Source organism: Cupriavidus sp. CP313 (assembly GCF_054072015.1).
Genome location: NZ_JBSVZB010000023.1, coordinates 132,464 through 155,884, shown reverse-complemented (window position 1 = coordinate 155,884; position 23,421 = coordinate 132,464). Strand labels below are relative to the sequence as shown.

General features: G+C 62.3%; 20 protein-coding genes and 4 pseudogenes. 16 read left to right on the top strand and 8 right to left on the bottom strand.

Features of this window, described 5'->3' with window-relative positions; translation table 11 throughout:
• Nucleotides 1-321: pseudogene (locus ACW4E8_RS27650) on the top strand (hypothetical protein); the annotation flags it as partial.
• 337 nt (nt 322-658) lie between these two features.
• On the opposite strand, the gene ACW4E8_RS27645 reads toward ACW4E8_RS27650, so the two are convergent.
• On the bottom strand, nt 659-1,588 hold the full coding sequence (locus ACW4E8_RS27645; RefSeq protein WP_456807421.1) for a helix-turn-helix domain-containing protein: 930 nt from the start codon (nt 1,586-1,588) through the stop codon (nt 659-661).
• A 117-nt stretch (nt 1,589-1,705) separates the two neighbouring features.
• On the opposite strand from ACW4E8_RS27645, the gene ACW4E8_RS27640 reads away from it, so the two are divergent.
• Both ACW4E8_RS27640 and ACW4E8_RS27635 read left to right on the top strand, forming a co-directional pair.
• Nucleotides 1,706-2,011 carry a carboxymuconolactone decarboxylase family protein gene (locus tag ACW4E8_RS27640; protein ID WP_456807420.1) on the top strand — a complete coding sequence of 102 codons (306 nt, stop codon included), beginning with the start codon at nt 1,706-1,708 and terminating at the stop codon, nt 2,009-2,011.
• A gap of 245 nt (nt 2,012-2,256) precedes the next feature.
• The gene (locus ACW4E8_RS27635; RefSeq protein ID WP_456807419.1) at nt 2,257-2,748 is read left to right on the top strand and encodes a YkgB family protein; all 492 of its coding nucleotides are present in this window, start codon (nt 2,257-2,259) and stop codon (nt 2,746-2,748) included.
• A gap of 461 nt (nt 2,749-3,209) precedes the next feature.
• Here the strand turns inward: ACW4E8_RS27635 and ACW4E8_RS27630 are convergent, their stop codons facing one another.
• Complete coding sequence (locus tag ACW4E8_RS27630) at nt 3,210-4,787, bottom strand: aldehyde dehydrogenase (NADP(+)) (protein WP_456807418.1); 1,578 nt, start codon at nt 4,785-4,787, stop codon at nt 3,210-3,212.
• Nucleotides 4,784-5,428 (bottom strand): isochorismatase family cysteine hydrolase, encoded by a 645-nt coding sequence (locus tag ACW4E8_RS27625; RefSeq protein WP_456807417.1) that lies wholly within the window; start codon nt 5,426-5,428, stop codon nt 4,784-4,786. Before ACW4E8_RS27625 ends, ACW4E8_RS27630 begins: the two co-directional genes overlap by 4 nt.
• 224 nt (nt 5,429-5,652) lie before the next feature.
• Here ACW4E8_RS27625 and ACW4E8_RS27620 point away from each other — a divergent pair, with 224 nt between their 5' ends.
• The 4 genes from ACW4E8_RS27620 (at nt 5,653) to ACW4E8_RS27605 (ending at nt 9,054) form a co-directional block, all read left to right on the top strand.
• Nucleotides 5,653-6,153: a winged helix-turn-helix transcriptional regulator gene (locus ACW4E8_RS27620; protein ID WP_456807416.1), complete on the top strand. Its 501-nt coding sequence runs from the start codon at nt 5,653-5,655 to the stop codon at nt 6,151-6,153.
• A 646-nt stretch (nt 6,154-6,799) separates the two neighbouring features.
• Complete coding sequence (locus tag ACW4E8_RS27615) at nt 6,800-6,979, top strand: hypothetical protein (protein ID WP_456807415.1); 180 nt, start codon at nt 6,800-6,802, stop codon at nt 6,977-6,979.
• Between the two features lie 138 nt (nt 6,980-7,117).
• Nucleotides 7,118-7,501, top strand: coding sequence for a VOC family protein (locus ACW4E8_RS27610; protein ID WP_456807414.1), 384 nt, complete (start codon nt 7,118-7,120; stop codon nt 7,499-7,501).
• A gap of 218 nt (nt 7,502-7,719) precedes the next feature.
• A complete protein-coding gene (locus tag ACW4E8_RS27605) occupies nt 7,720-9,054 on the top strand; it encodes an epoxide hydrolase family protein (RefSeq protein WP_456807413.1) in 1,335 nt (444 codons plus the stop codon).
• 324 nt (nt 9,055-9,378) lie between these two features.
• Here the strand turns inward: ACW4E8_RS27605 and ACW4E8_RS27600 are convergent, their stop codons facing one another.
• The 3 genes from ACW4E8_RS27600 to ACW4E8_RS27590 form a co-directional block, all read right to left on the bottom strand.
• Nucleotides 9,379-10,194, bottom strand: coding sequence for a hypothetical protein (locus ACW4E8_RS27600; protein WP_456807412.1), 816 nt, complete (start codon nt 10,192-10,194; stop codon nt 9,379-9,381).
• Nucleotides 10,195-10,209: 15 nt separating this feature from the next.
• Nucleotides 10,210-11,721, bottom strand: a complete 1,512-nt coding sequence (locus tag ACW4E8_RS27595; protein WP_456807411.1) for a hypothetical protein — start codon at nt 11,719-11,721, stop codon at nt 10,210-10,212.
• A 74-nt stretch (nt 11,722-11,795) separates the two neighbouring features.
• Complete coding sequence (locus ACW4E8_RS27590) at nt 11,796-13,352, bottom strand: phage tail protein (RefSeq protein ID WP_456807410.1); 1,557 nt, start codon at nt 13,350-13,352, stop codon at nt 11,796-11,798.
• 605 nt (nt 13,353-13,957) lie between these two features.
• On the opposite strand from ACW4E8_RS27590, the gene ACW4E8_RS27585 reads away from it, so the two are divergent.
• The 4 genes and pseudogenes from ACW4E8_RS27585 to ACW4E8_RS27570 all read left to right on the top strand — a co-directional run bounded on the left by ACW4E8_RS27585 (nt 13,958) and on the right by ACW4E8_RS27570 (nt 16,392).
• The gene (locus tag ACW4E8_RS27585; RefSeq protein WP_456807409.1) at nt 13,958-14,206 is read left to right on the top strand and encodes a hydroxyquinol 1,2-dioxygenase; all 249 of its coding nucleotides are present in this window, start codon (nt 13,958-13,960) and stop codon (nt 14,204-14,206) included.
• Between the two features lie 281 nt (nt 14,207-14,487).
• Entirely contained in the window at nt 14,488-15,822 is a 1,335-nt protein-coding gene (locus tag ACW4E8_RS27580; protein ID WP_456807408.1) for an acetamidase/formamidase family protein, read from the top strand.
• Nucleotides 15,823-15,855: 33 nt separating this feature from the next.
• Nucleotides 15,856-15,939, top strand: a pseudogene (locus ACW4E8_RS27575) (type 1 glutamine amidotransferase domain-containing protein); the annotation flags it as partial.
• Between the two features lie 30 nt (nt 15,940-15,969).
• Nucleotides 15,970-16,392, top strand: coding sequence for an organic hydroperoxide resistance protein (locus ACW4E8_RS27570; RefSeq protein WP_456807407.1), 423 nt, complete (start codon nt 15,970-15,972; stop codon nt 16,390-16,392).
• Between the two features lie 25 nt (nt 16,393-16,417).
• Here the strand turns inward: ACW4E8_RS27570 and ACW4E8_RS27565 are convergent.
• Nucleotides 16,418-16,583: pseudogene (locus tag ACW4E8_RS27565) on the bottom strand (IS3 family transposase); the annotation flags it as partial.
• A gap of 466 nt (nt 16,584-17,049) precedes the next feature.
• Here ACW4E8_RS27565 and ACW4E8_RS27560 point away from each other — a divergent pair.
• Nucleotides 17,050-18,126 carry a porin gene (locus tag ACW4E8_RS27560; RefSeq protein ID WP_456807406.1) on the top strand — a complete coding sequence of 359 codons (1,077 nt, stop codon included), beginning with the start codon at nt 17,050-17,052 and terminating at the stop codon, nt 18,124-18,126.
• Nucleotides 18,127-18,366: 240 nt separating this feature from the next.
• On the opposite strand, the gene ACW4E8_RS27555 is transcribed toward ACW4E8_RS27560, so the two are convergent.
• A complete protein-coding gene (locus ACW4E8_RS27555; protein WP_456807405.1) occupies nt 18,367-19,302 on the bottom strand; it encodes a LysR family transcriptional regulator in 936 nt (311 codons plus the stop codon).
• Nucleotides 19,303-19,550: 248 nt separating this feature from the next.
• On the opposite strand from ACW4E8_RS27555, the gene ACW4E8_RS27550 reads away from it, so the two are divergent.
• The 4 genes and pseudogenes from ACW4E8_RS27550 to ACW4E8_RS27535 form a co-directional block, all read left to right on the top strand.
• The gene (locus ACW4E8_RS27550; RefSeq protein WP_456807404.1) at nt 19,551-20,837 is read left to right on the top strand and encodes an MFS transporter; all 1,287 of its coding nucleotides are present in this window, start codon (nt 19,551-19,553) and stop codon (nt 20,835-20,837) included.
• Between the two features lie 64 nt (nt 20,838-20,901).
• A complete protein-coding gene (locus ACW4E8_RS27545; RefSeq protein WP_456807403.1) occupies nt 20,902-21,651 on the top strand; it encodes a creatininase family protein in 750 nt (249 codons plus the stop codon).
• Between the two features lie 184 nt (nt 21,652-21,835).
• Nucleotides 21,836-23,035 (top strand): patatin-like phospholipase family protein, encoded by a 1,200-nt coding sequence (locus tag ACW4E8_RS27540; protein WP_456807402.1) that lies wholly within the window; start codon nt 21,836-21,838, stop codon nt 23,033-23,035.
• 111 nt (nt 23,036-23,146) lie between these two features.
• A pseudogene (locus tag ACW4E8_RS27535) lies at nt 23,147-23,275 on the top strand (glutathione S-transferase); the annotation flags it as partial.
• Nucleotides 23,276-23,421 lie beyond the last annotated feature (146 nt).

The following is a 23,421-nucleotide window of genomic DNA, read 5'->3' as shown; positions in this document are numbered from 1 at the left end:
GCCGCCGCGCCGGAGGCGAGTGTCACGCCCCTGGTCAAGGAAGCGTTGCCCGAATATCCGGGGAAGGAAGCCGAGATGATCATCGTGGAGTCCCGCGGTTGGAAAGTCGTGAAGGGCGGGTATGGCCGACGAACCGACAAGTGCTGTCGACTCGCGAATGTCCGTTGTTTATTGTTGAAGCGACGCTCGAGCGTCCGGATGGACCAGCAGGCCAACGACCGTCACTGGCCGGTAGCTGACTACCGCATTTGCCGGCACCGATGCCCGGCAATTGATTCGTACGGGATCGATGGCCCATTAACTTTGAGACGGGACGGGTGACGCTGAACCTTTCCAAAGGCAAGGCCGTGAATGGCGTGATTGCGGCCAGATCGATCAGCGAAGCTCTGCGAGAGGCGATCGTTGTAGTGCGGAACGTTTCGATCAGATGAGCCTCCTGGAAGCTATATATGGCGCGATGAGTACAACGAGCAACGACAGCGCAGTAGCCCTGGGCTGGCTCACGCCTGCACAGTTTGCCGCTGCACATCGGGACATAGTGACGGACGTCGGCGGTACTACCGCCCCGCTAGGCCCCAGTGATTAACCGCAGACTCTAGTTTCTGGCGGGACTGAATTGGGGCACTGCTGCATCGACCGGTTGAATCAGCAGTTGAAATCAGTCGCCACCCACACGCTGACGAGATGTCATCCGCTGCCGAAATCCGCTTGGGTCCACAGCATGCTGTTTGTGGAACGCCTGTGAGAAATTGCTGCGGCTGGAGAAACCAACGGCGTGCGCCACCTGGGAAATTTGCAGGGTTGTGGTCGCCAGCAGCTCCGCGGCCTTGTGCAGCCGAACCGCTCGCAACATGGCCATAGGCGTCTGGCCGAACGCTCGTTCGAAGTGCGAAGCGAACGCTGAACGGCTCATGCCGGCCAGATCGGCCAAGCGTTGCACCGACAGCGGCGCTTCGGGATGTTCAAAGAGTTTCTCCAATGCGAGAAGCAGGCGGGGATCTGCAACGGCCGCCGTCCACGACAGCTCCGCGTCATTGTCCTCCACCTGGCGCCGCAGCAGCATGACCAGGCATTGCTTGAGCAATGCCTCGATCAAAACCCTCGAGCCCAATCCGGGCTGTGCGGATTCCGCCAACAGCATGACGAACTGGTCTTTCAGCCCCGCAGGCCCGTCGAATCGTGTAACGATTGGACGCCGCAGCATCCTGAAGGGATCGGCGCTACTCGTCGCGAAGCGCAACTCCCCACATGCCATCTCAACCCCCAATGCTGCCTCGCCCACCTTCACTGTCGGCGCCGTTTCGTGCGCGGACCACGGGCCAAGCCTTGCCCGATTCACCGAAACGGCCGGCGACTCGAGCTCGCACTCCAGCCGGTAGGAAACGCCCGGCGGCATCAAGACGAAACTGTGCGGCTGTAACGCGATGCGGTGGCCATCGCCTGCGTCGAGCGTCCCGCGACCGTCCAGGCAGTAGTGGAGGCTGGCCGTTTCACACGCTTCGAAACGCACGCTCCAGCCATCGCGAATGTCGCACCGTGTGATGTGCGTGACACCAATGTCGAGTGTGGCAAGGAAATGTTCGAGCACACGATGTGCAGAAGGGGGGGATGCCATCATTGGACGAATTGAAACCAAACTAAGACCACCTGGAACCTTGCCCTTCCTATCATACGTACTCCAATCCCAACCTTGATGGAGTTTTCGATGTTCGATATGAAGGATCTTGCCCGTTTGAAGAAGCTGGACGAAAACGCTCCTGAAGCGATGAAAAGCTTTCTTAAATTTGACCATGCAGCTTTCGCTGACGGCGCGCTTTCGGTGCAGCAGAAGCAGATTATTGCGGTGGCCGTCGCGCTGACCACGCAGTGCCCATATTGCATCGCCCTGCATACCAAGGCCGCCCACGATGCCGGCGCCACCGATAAGCAACTTGCGGAAGCCGCACTTGTGGCGGCGGCAATCCGGGCGGGCGGTGCCGTCACGCATGCCACGCACCTGTTCCGCGACTGAACGCCGCTCAAACGCACCTACCCGCGTGGGGATAGTCCCGAAGTCCATGGGGCGACTTCATATCGGTAAGGGATGCGCCTGATACGTCCCTGGAACGAGAAATTTTTCGAAATCGCCGGTTCTGGCAGGGCTGGAACCGGCCGCGCCGGAATGCGCGCATGCGCATCGTCGCAATGACAGGAAAGGAGGTCTGCGCCACCAGGGCGTGCTCCTCCGCCACACACCAAATCTGTTGAGGAGTAAACATGCAACCCATCACCTCCGTTGCCACAACGCGGACCAACGAAGCCATCCACAACCACGAAGCGCTGCTGCGCTGGTCCCTGGTCATTGTCTTTCTCTGGTTCGGCGGGATGAAGTTCACCGCCTACGAAGCGCAGGGTATTGCGCCGTTCATTGAGAATAGCCCCTTCATGGGTTGGCTCATCGACGCATTCGGTGTGCGTGGAGCCAGCGGTGTCATTGGCTTGCTGGAACTGTCCACCGCGGCGACGCTGGCCGTCGGTGCATTCCATCGTGGGGCGTCGGTACTTGGTGCCGCCATGTCATGCGCGACGTACGCCATCACGCTGACGTTCTTTCTCACCACCCCCGGCGTGGCCGAGCCGACTGCTGGTGGGTTCCCGGCGATCTCCGCGCCGATCGGTCAGTTCCTGCTGAAGGACCTCGTGCTGTTGGCCGCGTCCGCTTCTCTGCTGCGCACAGCGTTGGCACGTTGGCAAGCGGCGCGTCCCTGATTTCACAGGAGCACCAAAGTTGCGAGTTGGCCGTGGCTTCCCGACCCGTCACGGCCGTTCGACAGGCCATAGGTGTCACCAACATCATGACGCAGCCCTGGGCCCGAACCCCGAATATGCCTTCAGTGCAATGACCCTCGGGGGCTGGAGGAAGCCGGATTTCACCAGGGGCAGGGTGGAGAAGACGGCACCCAGAGTTTGTGGGGCATCGCCTTCCGCGATGATGCACGCGCCACCATCGCCGCGCAGCCAGATCTGCCTGACGATGCCATCGCGGTAGAGCTGCCGGATGGCCTCCGACTCGGCTTCGCGCTCTTCCTGTGTGGGTGCATCCTTGGGGTGGGGGTGGTGAAGGAAACCAGAACAAGGAATTGCATGGATATCTCCTGCGTGAGAATAGTTTTCTGCGTACGATGGATTTCCACCCGCGCAGCGATGGCGCGCACGGGTTCCTGCCGGAATCAAGCGTTCGACAGTTCGCCATCCGTCAGCCGCCAGAGGCCGAGCGGGTTGTCGTGCTGTAGTGCCTCGGGCAACAGTTCGTCCGGGAAACCCTGGTAGCACACGGGACGGAGGAAGCGTTCGATCGCGCTCATTCCAACCGACGTGAAACGGCTATCGGAGGAGGCCGGAAACGGGCCGCCGTGAATCGATGCGTAGGACACTTCCTGCGGATGCGCGAATGCATTGATGACGATGCGGCCAGTACGGCGTTGCAGGACAGGCAAGAGCCGTGCAGCCAGCGCATGATCGGGACGTTCAATATGCATCGTCGCCGAAAGCTGGCCGCGGAAACGCCTGGCGATCGCGACCAGTTGCTCGGCATCGGTCACGCGTACCAGCAGTGCCGTCGGGCCGAAGACTTCATCGAGCAATGCTGGCTCTTCGAGCATGCGTGCGCCGTCAACCTCAAACAGGAACGATTGGCCGTCCCACTCGCCAGTTGGCGTGGCACCTGCCGCGATCTTTTCCGCGCCTGCGGCTTGCTGTCGCTCCACGTTCTTGCGATATGCCAGATTGATGCCCGGTGTGAGCATGGTGCGGGCTTGCATGGCGCTGACGCGGGCGATCATTGCCTGCTTGAGTTCGCGGTAGCCAAGGCCATCGATGGCGAGCAGGATCGCGGGCTTCAGGCAGGCCTGTCCCACGTTCACCAGCATCCGTTCCGCAAAGCCGTCGCCAATCTCGTGGCCACGCGAGAACAGCGCAATGGGCAGCACAAAGGTGGGATTGACACTGGTCATCTCGGTGAAGACCGGGATTGGGTCGGGACGCTGCTGCGCGCGCCGGAATAGCGCCATACCGCCCGCCTCGGAACCTGTGAAGGTCACGCCCTTAACCAGCGGATGATCCACCAGCGCTTCGCCGATCGCGTTGCCATCGCCGCGCACCAGGGAAAACACGCCTTCATGCAGGCCCGAGTCCTTTACGGCCTGCTGGATGACGCGGCCCATGATTTCCGATGCGCCGGGATGTGCGTTGTGAGCCTTCAGGATGACGGGACAGCCGGCTGCCAGCGCGGATGCCGTGTCGCCGCCCGCGACTGAGTACGAGATCGGAAAATTGCTTGCCCCGAAGATCGCGATCGGACCGAGGCCGATCTTCTGCATGCGGTGATCCATGCGTGGCCGAGGTTGACGCTCGGGCTGGGCGGGATCGATCGTTGCCTGTCGGAAGCGTCCCTGACGCACGACCGTGGCGAACTGCCGGAACTGGGTGGCGGCCTTTGCGGCTTCCCCTTCGAGCTGCGCGGCGGGCAAGCCGGTTTCCAGCGCGGCGCGTTGGGCCAGCGCCGGTGCGATGGCGTCGAGTCCGTCCGCAATGCGTTCCAGGAACGCGGCGCGCACATCCAGGCTGGTGTCGTTGTAGCTGTCAAATGCGTCGTCGGCCAGTTGCGCCGCGCGCTCGACTTCATCGATGCCGCCGAATGCGAAGTCCGGTGCGATCGCAAGGTTGGTCGCGGGATTCAGCGCTTGGATGCTGCCCGCCTTGGCGCCCACTTCCTGCGCGCCGATCAGAAGATTGCCGGTGAGCTTCATGCTGCGTCCCCCTGCGACGAGACCGTCAGGGCGGCAACCAGCTCGGCCGTTGTCAGGATTTCATGGGCAAACGTCGGCCCGTTCAGATGGTGCGCGGCGTGCATCATCTCCTTGAGGAAGGCAGCAGTAGCATCGCGCACGAGCGTGACGTGATAGCCAAGCTCCATGGCGAAGCGCGCGGTCGATTCAATGCAGGTATTCGCCAGCAGGCCCACGACGATGACGTGGGTAATACCTTGCTGCTTGAGCTGGAAGTCGAGATTGGTATTGGCAAAGCCGCTTTGCCCCCAGTGCTCCTGAACGATGATGTCGCCGTCCTGCGGCACGAAATCGGGATGCCATTCGCCGCCCCACGTACCCTTGGCGAAGGTATGGCGCTGCTGGATCAAACGCTGCGTCGGATTCGGATGGTCCCAGTTGTCATAGTCGCCGGGCTGCCAGCGGCGGTGCGGAACGTAGAAGACCTGGATGCCGGATTCGCGTGCGCTCGCCACCGATGCGCGCAGGTTGTCGAGCAGGTGAACGTCGTCGGCAACGTCCCTGAGCATCGGGAACAGCTTGCCGCCATCGGAAAGGAAATCGTTGTACGGGTCCACCAGCAGTAGGCCGGTTCGCTCCGTGCGATACACAGGATTAGCCATTTCAGTACTCCATTCAGAAAACATGTGCGGCCGGGGTCGCGTGTCGCAGTGGCGCCGGACTGCCTTGTTCGGAATGCGTGACGTCTCGCGCATCGGTACGGGTCAGTATAACTATGAAAATCATAGTGTAAAGAAATACAAGGCCTGCACGCGAGCTGGCGCGACAAGCGCCAACGCTCGGAGGGTGCTACTATGAAATTGATAGTTACTCTTGGAGAGATATCGTGGCGTCTGCTACGGATGAGAAGGCGGATACGGTGTGCCCAGTGGCGCGCTCGGTGGATGTGGTGGGCGACCGCTGGACGATCCTTGTACTGCGGGAGTTGTACATGGGCGCAACGCGGTTCGAGGAAATACAGATCCAGACCGAAGCTACGCCACAGATGATGACCGCGCGGCTGAAGGCGCTTGAAGCGGACGGCATGGTCGAACGCCAGCCGTATAGCGAAAAGCCGTTGCGCTACGAATACCGCCTGACGGACAAGGGGTGGGCGTTCTATCCGGTGATCTACGCGCTGCGCGCCTGGGGCGAAACGTGGGCCAAGAAGAAGGACGAGGAACTGGCGATGCATTTCGTGCATCGCGAATGCGGTCACGACGTCGGGCTTGCCAGCATCTGCCCGCACTGCGGGAAACCGGTGGAGCGCAAGGATCTGGACGCTTCAATGGGTAACGATTTCGCGACGGAACGCGCAGCGCGACGTGCTTCCTTCAAGCGGAAATGACGAGAAATCACGAACGGCGGCACGAGACACCCATGTCCCCTGTCCACTGAGAGCATGCCTCAGTCTGGCGGGAACGGAAGTCCAGAAGCGAATCGGCCTGTTCCCGGCTCATTTCTGATATCCGAGACTTGGCACGCTTTCCACTCGGTCAGGAGGTTGCCAGGTCGCCATTCGGCCGAGGCGCTCTTCGACTGATCGCGCCACCTTCACGCTTCCCGACCCGCCTCTCCAACACGCGCAGCGCATGCGCGCACTGCGGGTCGTCCGCCGCACTACCGGTGTGGTGTCGCTCGTGCTATTGCCGGGCAGCCGTATCGAATCCTCTTCGCCTTGCACGCTCCTTTGGCGACAGCGAGCGCGCCGCCACTGAATACCGTCTCTGCCTTTTCCATCGTCGGCGCCACCCACTGATCTCCCGCAGTTTCATCGGTCGTCGTCTGTCGTTGCTTTTCGCAGCCGCGACGCCGCTTCGGCCAACTACCGTTTGTGAGCAGATCACCGCAAAGCCTTGTTTTTCTTTACACTATGATTTTCATAGCTACACTAAGACGTACCGATGCGTGAGACGTCACGCACTGACCGTCTTAAGCAGGGGGCGCCACTGCGAGAAGCGACTTCTTACTCAATGACTTCAAGGAAATCGATCATGACTAGCAACATCGCCAAGCGCTTTGTACTCACTATCGCCCTGGTTACCGCCGCTGCCGGGGCACAGGCAGCCGGACTGTCCCATGCCGGCGCGGGTGGCCCGTACACCGACGGCGCCCGTTCCGTGCAGGACCCTCGCGATCCGTACACCGACGGTGCACATGTGGAGTCCCACTGAGAGGTAGGCAGACATATCCGATGAAGACGTGCTTCACGAGATCAGCCCATGAAATCGTGGCATGTCGTGCGGTCGCTTTGCCGGCTCTGACCGTCGAACCGGCCGCGCCAAACCTGTTTCCCAAGGAAGGACCCAGTAATGTTCAGTCATGTAGTGGTCGGCACTAACGACCTGGAAAGAGCCAAGAAATTCTACGATGCCGTTCTGGGCACGCTCGGCTATGGCAAAGGCCTGCTCCGAGCAATCGGCGACTATGTCTATCTCTCCGACAATGGCTTGTTGATCGTGACCCGGCCGCTCGATGGCCAGCCGGCCACCCCCGCCAATGGCGGCACCATTGGCTTCACCTGCCAGTCGACGGACCAGGTAAATGCCCTGCATGCCGTCGCGGTCGCCAACGGCGGCAAATCCGTAGAGGATGCGCCTGGTGTACGCATCACCGAAGCGGGCCCGCTGTATCTCGCCTACGTGCGCGATCCGGATGGCAACAAGCTCTGCGCCCTGTATCGCATTCCTGCCTGACGTGGGCGACAGCGACGAAGGCTCGCTCGAACGGCTCAGGCCGCGGGGCATCCAACAGCCCCTGCCGCAAGTCCTCCACGAAGCGAGGGCGGACCCATTCCGGATATCGCATCAACCGATAAACGGCGAGCCAATCCACTTACAAGCTGTGTACTCAGTGGGATAACGCCACTGACGATCACGACGCCTCAATCCATTCATTTGCCGAGGAATTTGTTATGCAAGATGAGCCCAACTTCAATCGCCGTCGCTTTTCCGCAGCTGCGGCGGCAAGCATTACTGCGGGATCGCTCGGACTTTTCAATCTTTCACAGCATGCAAATGCCCTGACTACAGGTGCCCCACGTCCGGGCAGTGACGGGGTTGCCGTGCATCCGTTTCATGTGAATTTTCCGGAATCGAAGCTTGTCGAATTGCGTCGGCGCATCAGGGAAACAAATTGGCCTGAGCGGGAAACGGTCTCGGATGAATCCCAAGGCGTGCAACTCGCGACGATTCAGGCACTCTCGCGCTATTGGGCGACTGAATACAACTGGCGCAAGGTCGAGGCGAAGCTGAACGCGCTGCCGCAATTCATGACTGAAATCGATGGGCTGAACATTCACTTCATTCACGTTCGTTCGAAGCATGAAAACGCCTTGCCGCTGATCGTCAACCACGGATGGCCCGGCTCGATCATTGAGCAACTGAAGATCATCGATCCGTTGACCAATCCCACAGCCCATGGCGCGAGCGCATCGGACGCTTTCCACGTGGTGATTCCGTCAATGCCCGGCTATGGGTTTTCAGGCAAGCCGACGAGCACCGGCTGGGGTCCCGAGCGCATGGCCAAGGCGTGGGCAGTGTTGATGAAGCGCCTCGGCTACACTCGCTACGTCGCCCAGGGCGGCGACTGGGGTGCATTTGTCGTCGATCAAATGGGATTGCAGGCTCCTCAGGGACTGCTCGGCATCCACACCAATATGCCCGCGACGGTTCCTGCCGACGTCGACAAGGCGCTCCAGATCGGCGCCCCGGCGCCGGCCGGCCTGTCAGCGGAGGAGAAACGCGCCTTCGAGCAGCTCGCCCTGACGTTCAAGCAAGTGAACTACGCCCGGTTGATGGGATCGCGTCCGCAAACGCTCTACGGCATTGCCGATTCACCTGTCGGCCTCGCCGCGTGGCTCCTCGACCACAACGATGCCGATGGCCAGCCGGCTGCGGCAGTGGCCTCGGCTCTGCAGCGGACCAGCAGCGCGAACAGCGAACTGACGCGCGACGAGATCCTCGACAACATTACGCTGTACTGGCTGACGAATACTGGAGTGTCTGCGTCTCGTCTCTACTGGGAATATAAGGGCGGCTTCTTTAACGCCAAAGGCGTCAAGATCCCGGTGGCCGTGAGCGTGTTCCCCGGCGAGCAATATCAGGCGCCGCGGAGTTGGACGGGGCGGGCGTATCCCAATCTCGTCTATTTCAACAAGGTCGACAAGGGTGGTCACTTTGCGGCCTGGGAGCAGCCGACACTCTTTGCCGAAGAGCTTCGCGCGGGCTTCAGACCAGTGCGCACCTAGCGTGACTACCTCGTCAAGGGCAGGGTGTGTTCGGTGCTCACGCGGCGGGCCCACCCTGAATTTGATAGAGACTCGAGCCATGTGCCACCGATGCCCGGCGATTGCGCGGCTGGTGGATCTTGGCCGGGCACAGCTTCCTTGGAATCCAGAAGCCAGCGTCGACCATGATCCGACGCACCGCCTCCGCCCAAGAGTCCGCTTCCCGCCCCATGCGGCCGTCCGTGAAATACATCATGAGTGGCGGAAACTGGCCGAAAGCGGCCCCAAGATCCAAGAAAGTGTGGCGGCAACCCACACCGAAACCGCCGCGCGGCACAGCCAATGCTACTTCCGCGGCGGACTGACCGATCGCAACTTCTTTCCCGGGCGCTGCGCCCAATTGTCCGCGTAAGTCTGAGTACCCGGCTCCTGGTCGCCCCCGATATCGGCGAAAGTGTCCTTGATCGACTCCCGGGCATTGGCCTGCGCGTGGAGAACCGACATGGGCGCGCCGCCGCGCAATGCATAGGGGCGCACGTCTTGTGCCGTAATCGGTGCGGTAAAGTCATTGAGGGTGTAGGCCATTCCCCGTTGGAGTCCTGCCAGTGCAACGGTGTAGGCGTCCACCTTCGGATCTTTCAGCGCGTTCTCCATCGCCGTGGTGACTTCGCTCTTGCGCTCGATATCTAGTGCGGCATGTTCGCTCATCGTGTCGTACGGATCGGCGAAATGCGCCTTGGGACGGCTTGTGGGGTGTTGCATGCGTCGCTTCTTCGTCGCTAAGCCGGAGTGAATGGTGGCGATGCGAACCCGCGAAATCTGCCTGAAGATGTCGCGGACCTGCTTCATGCGGCCGCTCGACAGCGGATTCTTCTTGTGCTCCTCGATCACCCCGGCTAGCAGCTCGCGCACCGACGAGGTGGAGACGAGTTCATCCTGCTTGTCGAAGACCCTCCGGTATTTCGTCTCGAAATCGTCGAAGTCTCCGTGGAGGAGGATCCGGTCGACGACCTTGTCGAGGCGGGCGTCGCTGTGGCCCGTGGGATTGACGACCGAAAAGACGTTCGGCGGCTCTTGCGTCCGTTTTGCGATGGCGCTGCCGACCGCCCGCAGCCTCTCGTTGAGGGCGTCGTGAGTCAGCGGATTCGTAGGGCCCGGCACTGCGGTGTTGCGTGGTCATGCCGCGCCGATGGCCAGCGCACGGAGGTAATAGCCGGCACCGGCATTGGCCGTGTCCGGGGTGATTGTCACGACGATCGTGTTCATGCCGAGCTGCAGGTAGTCGTGATAGTCGATCGACGAGTAGTCACGGTTGCGCAGCGTGATGGCGAGCATGTTGTTGTCGCCGCCTTCGCCCTCCTGCGTGTCGACATGACGCACCAGCGGATCGTTGTCGTTGACGGTGATCGACATCGCGCATCCGACGGCGGAGGTGTTCCAGTGCTTGAAATAGAGCGCGTATTCATGGATGGTGTCGACGACCTTGAAGTTGAAGGTCAGCGTCGCCTGGCCATTCTCCGAAAACGAAGTCGACATCACGTCGTCAAAGCCCGACCCCGTAACCTGGAGATTGTTCGCCTCCGAGATGATCTTGAAGGCGGCCCCGCCGCTGGGCGCAACGATGAACTTCTGCGCGATGAAACCGATCACCGCGCCATTCTTCGCGCTGCCGTCGACGATAGGGTCCAGGCCCAGCAGGGTCAGGTCGAACGACGAAGCCGGGCCGAACGGTTCGATCGCCCGCTGTTCCAGCGTCGCCTGCTGCACGGCAGCGCCCGTCTGCGGGATGTAGTTGCCGTGCGACCCCTCCATGTAGCCCAGTGTGTGCGCGAAGTTCACCACCTGATCGGTCAAGGCAGCGGGCAGGTCGATCATCCAATGCGCCTTCATTGTGAAGTCGATCCCGAACAGCGATAGCTGGCTTGGGGGGAACACGAGGGAACTGGTGGAGCCGGGATCTTCATAGAGCCGATCGACGACGAAGTCCGGCAGGGCGACAACGTTGTTGCTGTCACAGTTGCGGTACTGGATAACGTCCCACGGATACTCTTGGCCCCAGACCCACGTCGGCGTGACCCCGCCGCTGTCGAGATTGGCGTACGCGCCCCAGTCCTTGACCGTGATCTGGTCGCCGAGGTCGCGCCCTGCGTTCGTGCCGACGTCCGTGCCGTGGCTGAGCGAGGAACTCGTCTCCGTGGTCGACGAGTGGCTGTAATCGGCGGAAACCGAGCCGGTAGGATCCTCGCCGGAGACGCCCATCGACACCGACCCGCCATAGGTATTCGTCTGCGACACGGACGAGCCCGAGGTCCGCTGCGCGGAGTACGAGTTCGAACTGCCGGTGGAGTTGCTAACCGACGTCATGATCGCCGTGTTCATCGTCTTCGGCGCATAGTTGACGAGCCGCGCCTGGGCATCCGTCGAGACTGTCAACGTCGTTGAACTCATCAGCAGGGCGGGGTAGCTGTCGAATGAGGTCACTGCTCCGGGCGTGGTGCTGTATCCGCCCGAGTTCGGGATGATCACGCGCTGCGTGCATTCGATGCGGTACGTCCGCACGCTCGCCAGGTTGCGCATGTCCTGGATGTAGCGAACCTCATAGCGCATGCGGGCGATACCGATTGTGGCTCCGTCTGCGCTGATCGGGTAGTCGAAGGTTGCGCAGTAGAGATCAGACGTACGAATCATGATGTGCTGCCTCCCGGATGTTCCGATGCCCGGATGATTGGAGGGGGAATGGGTGAACGGTGACGTCGCGATGGTCAGGAGGCCGAGGCGGCGCACTTGATGTAGAAGTTGACGGCGATGTTCACCGGGCAGGTTTCGAGATCGCCGCCACTGACCTTCACTGTCAGGATCTGACCCCAGTTCGCGACCTCGTGGTGCGCGAGCGCCTTGGCCGTGTGAGCGTTCGTCTGCGGAAGGTGCGCGACGGGGGCCTGGATGGGCTGCTGCGGCTTACCCGTGGCGAAGCCCTGCTGCGATCCGACATGGTTGCCGGTCTGGCCGCCGGGCGCGGCAGCCGTCCGGGTCTCCACATCAGGGTCGAACTGTGCGGTGCCGTCGCGGCCGCGCAGGAAATAGCCCTGGTAGTCGGGGACATTGAATGTCTGCGTGTCACCGCCGTTGTCGCTGGCGATGGCCGCGTAGAGTTCGGGATAGTCGACTGATGCGAGCGATGCCCCGTTGCAAAGCATCCATTGCGTGGCATCGGGGCAATTCGGCCCGTCGCCGGGGCCCGCGAAAGCGATGACGCCTCCCACGGGAATGGCGTCCGTACCCGCCGGCGGGGTCTGCTGCAGGGCATAGAAGTCGACATAGACATTGACTGGCCGGGTTTCCGCGTCGCCACCGGAGGCAGTGACGTCAGCGTTGACGCTGCCGGGATTCCACGCCGAATTTTCGAAGCCGAGGCAATGGTCGCTCACGAACGGCTCGTTGCCCAGCTTGAAGGTGATCGTGAAGGGGTTGACGGGCAGGCCGGTCGTCCAGCTCTGGCACGAACCTGCCTGATCGCCGCCCACGCCACCGGGCGCCATCGGCATGCGGCTGGCGGCCTGCGGGTCGCGCGATGCCCCGTCGTCTACGCCACGCAGGAAGAGCCCGCAATAATTCGGCAGATTGAAGTTCGACGCGCCGGTACTGCCGCATGCTGTCCCGATGGCCTTGTATAGCTCGACGTAGGACGCGCAATCCTCCAGCGCCCCGTTGCACAGGAGGTACAGGCTCTGGAGGGTAGGGCAGCGCGGGAGGTCGCCCGCGTAGGGCACTACGGACCCAACCAGAGCCTCGGCGCCACTGGCGATCTTGATGATGAAATTGACGTAGGCGTTGACAGGCCGGGTTTCCCCATCGCCTCCATTTTGTGAGGCGAAGGTCTGCTCCCCACCGTCCAGCAGCATCGTCGCGTTGTCGGTCCCGTAGGCGTTATGCGACGTCGTTGGCACGTTGGGGACCGATGCCTGGAAGCCATCGCTCGCATTGGCCGTGTAGAAGGGTTCGACAGTTCCGACGACCGCGCCACTTGACCCTCCGGCAGCCGGGGCGATGCGGCTGGCCGCGTACCTGTCGACATTCCCGCTCGTATCGAGCCCGCGCGGGAAGCGGCCGCGCAAGTCCGGCAGGTTGAGGGTCGAGATGCCATCTCCCCCGTTTGCAGTGCCTATCGCCTGGAATAAGTCTGGGTACTGCGAAACCTGAAGTGCCTCGCCATTGCAGAGGGACCATCCTACCTGCAACAGGTCGTTGTTGTCGGTTACCTGTCCGGCATAGGCAAGTATCGTCCCGACGGGCAGCGCCACGTCCGTTGTCGCCATCATGGTTCTCCCTGCAACGCATGACGCTGAACTGGCTTGCTACATGCCCGCTACAGCGAGGAACAGCACGCGCATCCCTGGGCGACGTTGGTCGGCCTCATGGCTCTATAGCCTAGGAGGCCGAAGACAAGTTTGCAAATTCTTCAACGGAACATTTGGGTTTCACGGGAACGTCATGGGGACCCGCTTCGCTGCCTGATCTACTCGCAAAGGTCAGGGAGTGATGCAGGGCGTTGTTCTCGAGTGCAATGACATTTAAGTCTGAGATTATTCCTATCGAAGTCGGGCTGATTGCGTCGCCTTAGCGTGGATGTCGGTGCGATTGGAGAGTGCGTAGTCCGCTGGCACCTCGAGGCTGACGACAGAGCGGCGGGAACACCGACCTTTGCCATAAAACTGGAACGACCAATTGCCGGCGGCACATTGACGGGTATCTCCCTCATTTTGTACGCGCTTGTATCAGGTCGGGGCAACGATACATAGTCTGACAAATGCGGCCATCGCGGGCTGCGCTCGAGATACATCGATCCCCTTTAATACGTTCCGTAGACAGGCAGCGCTGCATCGCGACTGCCTCTTGTCCAACGTAGCGCTCAAGGAATTCGATCATGCGTGTCCACATCGCCAGGCCCCTGGTGTTCGCCATCGCTCTGACTGCCGCCGCCGCAGGCACGCAGGCTGCCGCAATGTCCCATCCTGCCGCGCGGGATCCACACACCGATGGCGCTCGGTCGTTGCAAGAGGCACGTGACCCATACAGCGAAGGCGCACGTGCCTTCGATCCGTATACCGACGCGGCGCGGAAGGTGGATACGTACTACGAAGGCGCCCGCCGCTTTGCCGAGCCGGCATCCTGACCGCGCCCCATTTCGTGCGCGCGGCCGAGGCCGCTGGCAACTCCGGCTACCTGTCGTGACCCATTCGTGACTGATTGGTGTCGGCAGGTGCAGGCAACCATCGGCACTGCCGCGGATGCCCGGTCCACCGGGACGCGCGTCCACTACCAGATTGCCGGCGCCTGCCACCGCCTGCCGCATGAAGCCTCCCGATGCCGTTGCCGGTGCCTTGACCAGGTTGGTTTGCTGCGGCAAATGGCGGCGCGCCCGATCTAATGCACTGCTTTTTTCCAGGAGACAGCATGACCCTCAAATCTTCTCAACCTGATACCCACCCTGAAGCCGTGGACTGGATCGGCGTCCAGACCTATACACAGGGGGTGATCGGACCCAGCCAGCCGATGCTGGGACCGCTGGCGGATGGCGGCACGCTGGTCGCCGGTACGCCGCCGGGCTGCTGGGGGCCGATGATTACCCCGTCGTTCCAGGGCGGCCATGAGGTCACGCAGCCGGTGGCCATTGCCGGAGCGGAAGTCGGGGATGCGGTTGCACTGAAGATCCGCCGGATGCGGGTGACCTCGTTCGCGACATCATCGGGTGTGATGAAGTTTGTCGAAGGCCGCTATCACGGCGACCCGTTTGTCGCAAAGTTCTGTGCTGAATGCGGGACCGAGCATCCCGCCAGCCATGTCGAGGGCATCGGCGACGACGCGATCCGGTGCGATCATTGCGGCGCCGAGGTCAGCGCTTTCCGCTTCAGCCATGGCTACGTCATCGTGCTGGACCACGAGAACCAGCTTAGCCTGACGGTCAACCAGGCGGTTGCGAACCGGCTGGCGGGCAAGGCACCGGAGATGTCGGCGCTGCCCGAGTTGGCGGCCCAGCATTCCATCCTGTCCCTGGCGCGCGCCGATATGCCCGGCGTGGCCACGCGCATGCGGCCGTTCCTCGGCAATATCGGCACCATGCCGGCACTGGACATGCCGGATTCGCACAACTGTGCGGACTTCGGGCAGTACCTGGTGGGGGCGCCCCATCGATTCGCGATGACCGCGCAGGCACTGCAAGCTGCCAAGACCGATGGCCACATGGACACAAACTCGGTGCGCGAAGGCGCGATCGTCATCTGCCCGGTCAAGGTGCCTGGCGCCGGGGTGTACCTGGGGGATATGCACGCGCAGCAGGGTAACGGCGAGATTGCGGGCCATGCCACCGATGTATCCGGGGAAACGGAGCTGACGGCGCAGGTCATCAAGCGGCTGACGCTTGAAGGGCCGATCCTGCTGCAGAACGTGGAGGACCTGCCGCCGCTCGCACGCCCGCTGACAAAACTGGAGCGGCAGAAGATCCGCGAGCTTGGTGAGTGTTGGGGCCAGTCCGAGATTGAAGAGTCCGGACCCGTTACTTTCATTGGCAGCGGCGTGGATCTCAATGCCGCCACCAAGAATGGCCTGCAACGTGCCGCTGATGCGACCGGGCTTCCCTACGATGAGGTGCTTAATCGCGCCACGATCACGGGATCGATCGATATCAGCCGGCTTCCGGGGACGGTCCGTGTCACCTTCCTGTGCCCGCTGGCCGTGCTCGATCGCATGGGGATAGGGGGGCTGGTACGCGAAAAATACGAACTGGGCTGAGACAGCGTCAAGCGGGCATCTGAGATTGCCCGCTTGACGGATGGCCTCCTGATTACCGGCCAGAATCCGGCGTCCTCCGAGGCCGCGGCGCGCAAGCTGCTGGAGCTTCTCGCCTGAGTATCTGTGTCGACAACTGAGGGGAACATCGTGAAACTGGAGAAAGCCTTCCATACCGCCTATGCGACCGCAACCGGAGGCCGCGATGGCCGTGCGGTCTCATCGGATGGCCTGCTCGATGTCAAACTCGTGCTGCCCAAGGAAATGGGCGGTGTCGGCAACGGCGTGAACCCCGAGCAATTGTTTGCGGCGGGCTACTCCGCTTGCTTTATCGGTGCCATGCGGCACGTAGCCGGGCAACAGAAGATTACCTTGCCGGCGGACACCTCGATCGAAGGCGCGGTCGGCATTGGCCAGATTCCCCAGGGCTTCGGCATCCAGGTCGAACTGAAGATCTCGATCCCGGGCTATGAACGCGCGGCTGCCGAAAATCTGATCGAGCAAGCCCACCAGGTCTGCCCTTATTCGAATGCCACCCGCGGCAATATTGACGTCACCCTGACGCTGGTCTGACGGCCCACAGGCTGTGCGGTGGCGTCTGCGACGTCACCGCACAGGCTTCGCCAAAGCGATGCTCGACGGCAGCTAGCACTTCGCCACTATGGCCGCCGGTAGGTGGCAGCCCAGCTCATGGCTTCCCGGTCACAGCAGTCCAGGGCGAACGTCACGCGCAACGGCTCGCCGTTGTCGCAGCGGAACGCGAAGAATAGCTGGCGCTACATCGTTTGCCTCAGAGGGCAAGATAGCTTTACCGGAACCACGAACAGCTCCCGCGCAGCGTGGTACCGAGCCTGCCAATCAGTGTGCTGGGGCACGCTTTACCTGCTGGTGACGGGGCGGCTGCTGGTCGGGTAATGCACCTGGACAAGTGTGCAGTGCCGGATACGCGGGGCAGACAAGTATCACAGTGTATTTAGTTGGCGTTCGCACAAAGTAGCATTCAATAGCCGCTCGTTTCGGATACAAAGCAAATACAATTCACCTTCATATTGCATGTGGCGCGGATTGCGCATGTCGATGTGTACGCTCGTTCCGAGCCGATGGGCGGCGTGAATCGAGCATGCAAGCATTGGCTGCCGGTTGCGGGCTATCTGGACACTGCTTGGCAATTCTGCTCCATATTCTCCATGCGCGGCGTTCACGATGAAAATGAGACTGATTGGAGGCCAGATGAAGAAAATTCTTGCGGTAGTTGCCATATCGGGCGCAGCCAATGCGGTGTACGCCGACTCCACCGTGACGCTGTTCGGTATTGCCGACGCTGGTATCGAATTCAACAATAATGCGGGGCGCGACGGTAACGGTGTCACGCGGCTGGTTTCCGGGAATCAGTCTGGCTCGCGTTGGGGTCTGCGGGGTGTGGAGGATCTGGGCAGCGGGCTGAAGGCGGTCTTTCATCTGGAAAGCGGCTTTGACATCGATACCGGTAATTCGGGCCAGAGCGGGCGTCTGTTCGGCCGCGGCGCCTACGTGGGGCTGGATAGCCAATATGGCTCACTGCTATTCGGGCGGCAGCAGACGGCCATGCGCGAATTCGGCAATATCTATGATCCCAATGCGATTGCCGACCGCTACGGCATCCTCTCGATTGCGCCGGAGTTTGGCGCGCGCGCGGACAATGCCATCAAGTATGTCGGCAAGTTCGGAAGCCTGACTGGACAGGCCTTCTATTCCTTCCAGGCTAATGGTAGCGAAGTGGCCGGCAGCAACGTATTCGGCCGCAATTTCGGCGCGTTCGTCAACTATGCCTTCGGCCCCTTCGCGCTGGGCGTGGCCTATGATGATGCGCACGTCGGCACGCCGTCTAACCAGGCGCCTGTCCTGCGGCGCGTTTCCGTGGCTGGCACATATGCGGTGGGTGATGCTAAGGCTTATGCGGGCTACCGCTTGGCGAAGGCCTATGATGGTGCCATGCTGCCGGGGGCACAGGCTGCCAATGCCGGCTCGAACCTCTACTGGCTGGGCTTGGCCTACAAGCTGACGCAGGCGTTCTCCCTGACCGGCACGGCTTATTATCAGGACTTCCGGCAGACCGGGTCCGACCCGTGGCAGTTCGTGCTGACCGGTGACTATATGCTCAGCAAGCGCACTGACCTCTACGCGTCAGTTTCCTATGCGCTCAACAAGGATACCTCGGCACTGGGCGTCAACGGCTTCAACAGCGGCAGCGGCACGTCGGCCGTCTTCAACGTACAGCCTGGTAAGGACCAGGTGGGTGCGGTGATGGGCGTTCGTCACCGGTTCTGATGCACCTTGGCCCAGTGACGGGGCGTAGTTCCGATACGATGACCAGTAAAAATGGCAGGCCCGTCTGGGGGTGCTCCGGCCAACTGGAACCGTGCTTCGACGGCAAACGCCTGGCCGACTACTGAGGCAGCGCGAATCGATCCCCGGGGGCCGGCAAGCCGCCACGCACTGTGAATGCGGCGGAACAAGTGAAATGCGGCGAGCCCCAATGATCTTGCGGCGGCGGTTTGGATGGCAGGGCTACCGGCCATCCCCGCCGGCGTCGTGGCGCGCGAACATCGACATGTGCAGGGTGATGTGGTCCAGCAGTTCGAGAGCGGCCGCCGGCAACGGCCTGCCGGCCTTCACTAGCAGCCTGGCCTGGGTGCCCAGGAACAAGGGGTGATCGATCGGAACTACGGCAAGCGTTCCCGCCGCGATCTCGCGATAGGCAGCGAACTCACCGATCAGCGTCATGTAATGGTCGTAGGCAACGAACTGCTTCAGCGCCGTCAGCGAGTTGCTGACCAGCGTTGCGCGGATCGAGATGTTCTCGGCGAACTCGACCATGCTTAATGCATGCCCGACACCGAACGATGCCGGCATCATCGCGAGCGGATAGGCCAGCAGGTCCTGGATGCTGGCCGCGCCGCCGCGCAGGGCCAGCGGGTGGCCGGGGCGGACCAGCAGCACCACCGGCTGCGGGGCGCTCGCACGGTACTCGATGCGCGGATGCGGTGGCGGGTTGTAGGCCAGGCCGATATGCGCACGGCTTTCCGCGACTTCCTCGAGCACGCCATCCACTGCCAGGATGTCCATGCGGATATCCAGCCTGGGGTAGCGCGCGCAGAATTGCGCCAGGACTTCGTTGACCAGGAGGTCCACGTAGCCCTCGCTCAGCACCAGCCGGACCTCGCCTTGCTGCAGTCCCTTCAGCGAGTGCAACTGGTCCTCGAGCTTCTCCTGGTGCGAACGATAGCCCCGCCAGAATTCGAGCAAGTGCGTGGCCGCCGCGGTCGGCTTCAGACCCCGCGGTTCGCGCTCGAACAGCGTCGCGCCGAGCTCTTCCTCGAGCAACCGGATCTGCCGGGTGATTACCGACGGCGAAGTGTTGAGGCTGTCGGCAGCCCCGCGGATGGTCCCGTGCGCCAGCACTTCACGGAAATACCGCAGCCGCTGCTGATTGATCTCTCGCATGTCGAACCGCCTGCTCAACGCGTTGTTGGCCGAGCGATAACGATACCTGAACCCGGTTTCCCTTGCCCGGCACGTGCAGCGCGGTGCCCAGCAAGACCGCGGGATGGGCGTTCGCGTTGCCCCCGGCAGCGGTGTTGCCCAAAAGGGAACGGACCGTGGACTTAGTTGCTCTTTGCCGGCATCCCTGCCGCTGCCAATATCAGCACCATAAAAAGGCCATCGGTACGTAACCACCCGGAGACAGGCATATGCTAGCTATCCCAACCTCGAGCACCGTCGACGACGCCTCCGCGCTCTACAGCAAGATCAACTGGCGCTTGCTGCCCTTCCTGCTGGTCTGTTACCTGTTCGCCTACCTGGACCGGGTCAACATCGGCTTTGCCAAGCTGCAGATGCAAAGCGACCTGGGCTTTTCCGATGCAGCATATGGCGTCGGTGCCGGCATCTTCTTCCTGGGCTATGTGCTGTTCGAGCTGCCGAGTAACCTGCTGCTGCCGCGGGTGGGGGCACGCAAGACGTTCAGCCGCATCCTTGTGCTGTGGGGCATCACGTCCGCCTGCATGATGTTTGTGCAAAATGTGCCGATGTTCTATGCCATGCGCTTCCTGCTCGGCATCTTCGAGGCTGGTTTCGCGCCTGGCATGATCTACTACTTGTCGTGCTGGTATGGCCCGCAGCGCATGGCGCGCGCCATTGCCATCGTCTTTCTGGCGGGCCCGATCGGCGGCATTGTCGGTGGCCCCGTCTCGGCGTGGCTGATGACCGCGCTCGCCGGCAATGCCGGCCTTGCCGGATGGCAGTGGATGTTTCTCGTCGAGGGCCTGCCGTGCATCGTGCTCGGCATGCTCGCGCTGCGGCTGGTGCCGGATCGCCCGGCGCAAGCTGCGTGGCTCAGCGAGCAGGAGCGGCGGCTGCTTGAAGCCGAACTCGGATCCGCTGCCGCGCACAAGCATTCCTTCATGGCCGTGGCGAAGGATGTGAGGGTCTATGTGCTCGCCCTCGCGTACTTCTGCATCATTGCGACCATCTACGCCATCAGCTTCTGGCTGCCGACCATGATCAAGGCGCAGGGCGTGGACGATACGGTGCAGCTGGGCTGGTATTCGGCGGTGCCCTATGTCGCTGCCGCATTTGGCATGTACTACATGGGCCGCAAGTCCGATCGCTCGGGCGAACGGCGCTATCACAGCGCGATACCGGCGCTGGCTGCCGGCGCGCTGCTGGCCGCATCGATCCTGGCGGATGGCAACCTGATCGTGTCGCTGGTGCTGCTCACCCTCGCCACCATGGGGCTCTGGATGGCCTACACGGTGTTCTGGGCCATGCCTGCCGAATACATCAAGGGCCCGGCGGCGGCCGGCGGGATCGCGCTGATCAATACCATCGGGCTGTCGGGCGGCTTCTGGGGCCCCGCGATCATCGGCTGGGCCAAGACGGCAACCGGCAACCTCCATCTCGGCGTGCTGCTGATGGCCTGCCTGCCGCTGCTGGCCGCCATGATCATCCTCGCCAACAAGCTTCCCGCGAAACGGTGATCCCGCGCCGCGGGACACAACGCCATCCATCACGTCCGGCGCACGGACCAAGACAGGAGTACCTATGCGATTACATCTTTCAACCTGGGGGGAGGTCGAGCAATACCTGGCGCGCAACCGCACCATCGTGGTCCCGATCGGCTCGAACGAGCAGCATGGTCCGACCGGGCTGCTGGGTACCGACTGGCTGTGTCCGGAGATCATTGCGCATGAAGCGGAGAAGGGTGCAGACATCCTGGTGGCGCCGACGTTCAATATCGGCATGGCCCAGCATCACCTCGGCTTTCCGGGCACCATCTCGCTGCGTCCGTCGACCTTTATCGCGGCGATCGGGGACTGGGTTCGTTCGCTGGCGGTGCACGGATTCGAGAGGATCCTGTTCCTGAACGGCCACGGCGGCAATGTGGCGTCGATTGATGCCGCGTTCTCCGAGCTCTATGCCGAGGCCAGCTTCGGCAGGCGCCGCGCGGGATTCGCACTGAAGCTCTGCAACTGGTGGGACCTGGAGGGCGTCGGCGAGCTGGCGCGCGACCAGTTCCCGACGGGCCATGGCTCGCACGCCACGCCGTCCGAGATCGCGATCACCCAGTGGGCCTTTCCCGATGCCGTGAAATATGCGGACTATGCGCCGAAGATCGCCCCCTCAGGCCCGATCCGCGAAGCGCTGGACTTCCGCGCGCGCTATCCCGACGGCCGCATCGGCTCAGACCCGGGACTGGCGACGCCGGAAAAAGGCGCCGCGCTGGTCAGGCAGGCGGCGCAGAGCCTCGCCCGCGAGTTCGAAGCATTCAGCCGCGAGCCGCTGGCTGAATGATTCCCGCCAGACATGCCGGCCGCCTGGCCAGCAGCATTCCCGTGCTGCCAGGCTGCGCTCACTGTTCCTTGTCACGCGGTGGGACCGCGTTCGCGCTACGTCCGGTCAAAGCGGCGATTGCCGGACATGACAAGTAGCGCGATACTGGCGAACAGTTGGCGTCCCTATAAGCAGGGAGGGAACAATGGGCGAGAAGGCAAGAGCACCAGGCAGTCGGCCAGCGCAAGCTGAAGCCCCGTCCGGGGAGCTACCGGGGCAGGTCGTTCTGGTACTGCAAGGAGGCGGCGCGCTTGGCGCCTACCAGGTGGGCGTCTATCAGGCCCTGCACGAGGCCGGTCTCGAGCCAGAGTGGGTGATCGGTACCTCAATCGGGGCGATCAACGGGGCCATCATCGCCGGCAATCCGCCAGGGCGGCGCCTGTCCCGGCTCAAGCAGTTCTGGGACGACGTTGCCTATCGTGGTGCAGGCGCGGGGGGCGGCAGCTTCCGGGAATTCGAGGACTGGATGCGGGTGCTGGCGGTCACAACCCGCGGTATTCCGTCTTTTTTCACGCCCGCTCCCGACGCCTGGTGGCTTGGCATGCGTGCCAACGTAGGCCTCGCCAGGGCGGCGTTCTACTCCACCTTGCCGCTGCGCGCGACCTTGTCCAGGCTGGTCGACTTCGACTATATGAACGACAGGCAGACACGGCTGACGGTTGGAACGGTCAGTGTACGCAGCGGCCGCATGCGTTATTTCACGAACCGTGACGCGCCGCTGAACGTCGATCACGTGATGGCCTCGGCGGCATTTCCGCCGGGCTTCCCCTCCGTGCAGGTCGAGGGCGAGCCGTACTGGGACGGCGGCATTTATTCGAACACCCCCCTCGAAGCGGTTCTCGATGACCGCCCGCGCCGCAGTTCGCTAATCTTCGCCGTGCAGCTCTGGCCTGCCAGCGGCCCGGAGCCCGGCTCCATCTGGCAGGTGATGAGCCGGCTGCGGGATATCCAATACTCCAGCCGGGCGGAAAGCCATCTGGAGCGGCAGCGTCAAATCCACCGCCTGCGGCATGTCATCCGCGAGCTGGGCAAGCACATTCCAGACAGCGAACGCGAGCAGGCCGCCGTGCAGGAATTGCTCGGCTGGGGGTGCGGGACGACCATGCAGGTGGTCGAGCTTGACGCGCCGCAACTCGACGGCAACGACATTAACCGCGATATCGACTTCTCCACTTGCGGGATCGAGCGCCGCTGGATGGCGGGGTACAAGGACACGCGATGCGCGCTCGAGCGTGCCCCTTGGCGCGAGCCACTGGATGCGATAGAGGGCATTGCCGTGCACCGGATCAGCGCGGAGATGCCGGTTGCATCGCATGCGCCTGCCCGCTCAGGTACCGCGAATTAGCCAGGGGCGAGCGTTGGGTGCTCGAAGCCGGAATCCCACTAATCTGGCTATCTGATTAACAGCGGCGCGGAGCGTGCCAGTCGGCGCTCCCGATCTAAAGGATTGCATCTCATGAGTATCCTGCTGCACACCTGGAATACGCCAAACGGACGCAAGATCAGCGTCGCGCTCGAGGAACTGAACTTGCCCTATACCGTCAAGACGGTGAACCTTTTGAAGGGTGAGCAATTTGCGCCGGAGTTGCCGTGAATCCCGACCGGGGAGCTATCGGGCCGATAGGAAAGAATTCCCTTGACTATCTATCTAGTAGTAGATAGTATCTGACATGTGGATCCGCTGCTCTACCGGCAAACGAAGCAGGAAGCCGACAGGCAGCGGGGCCATTG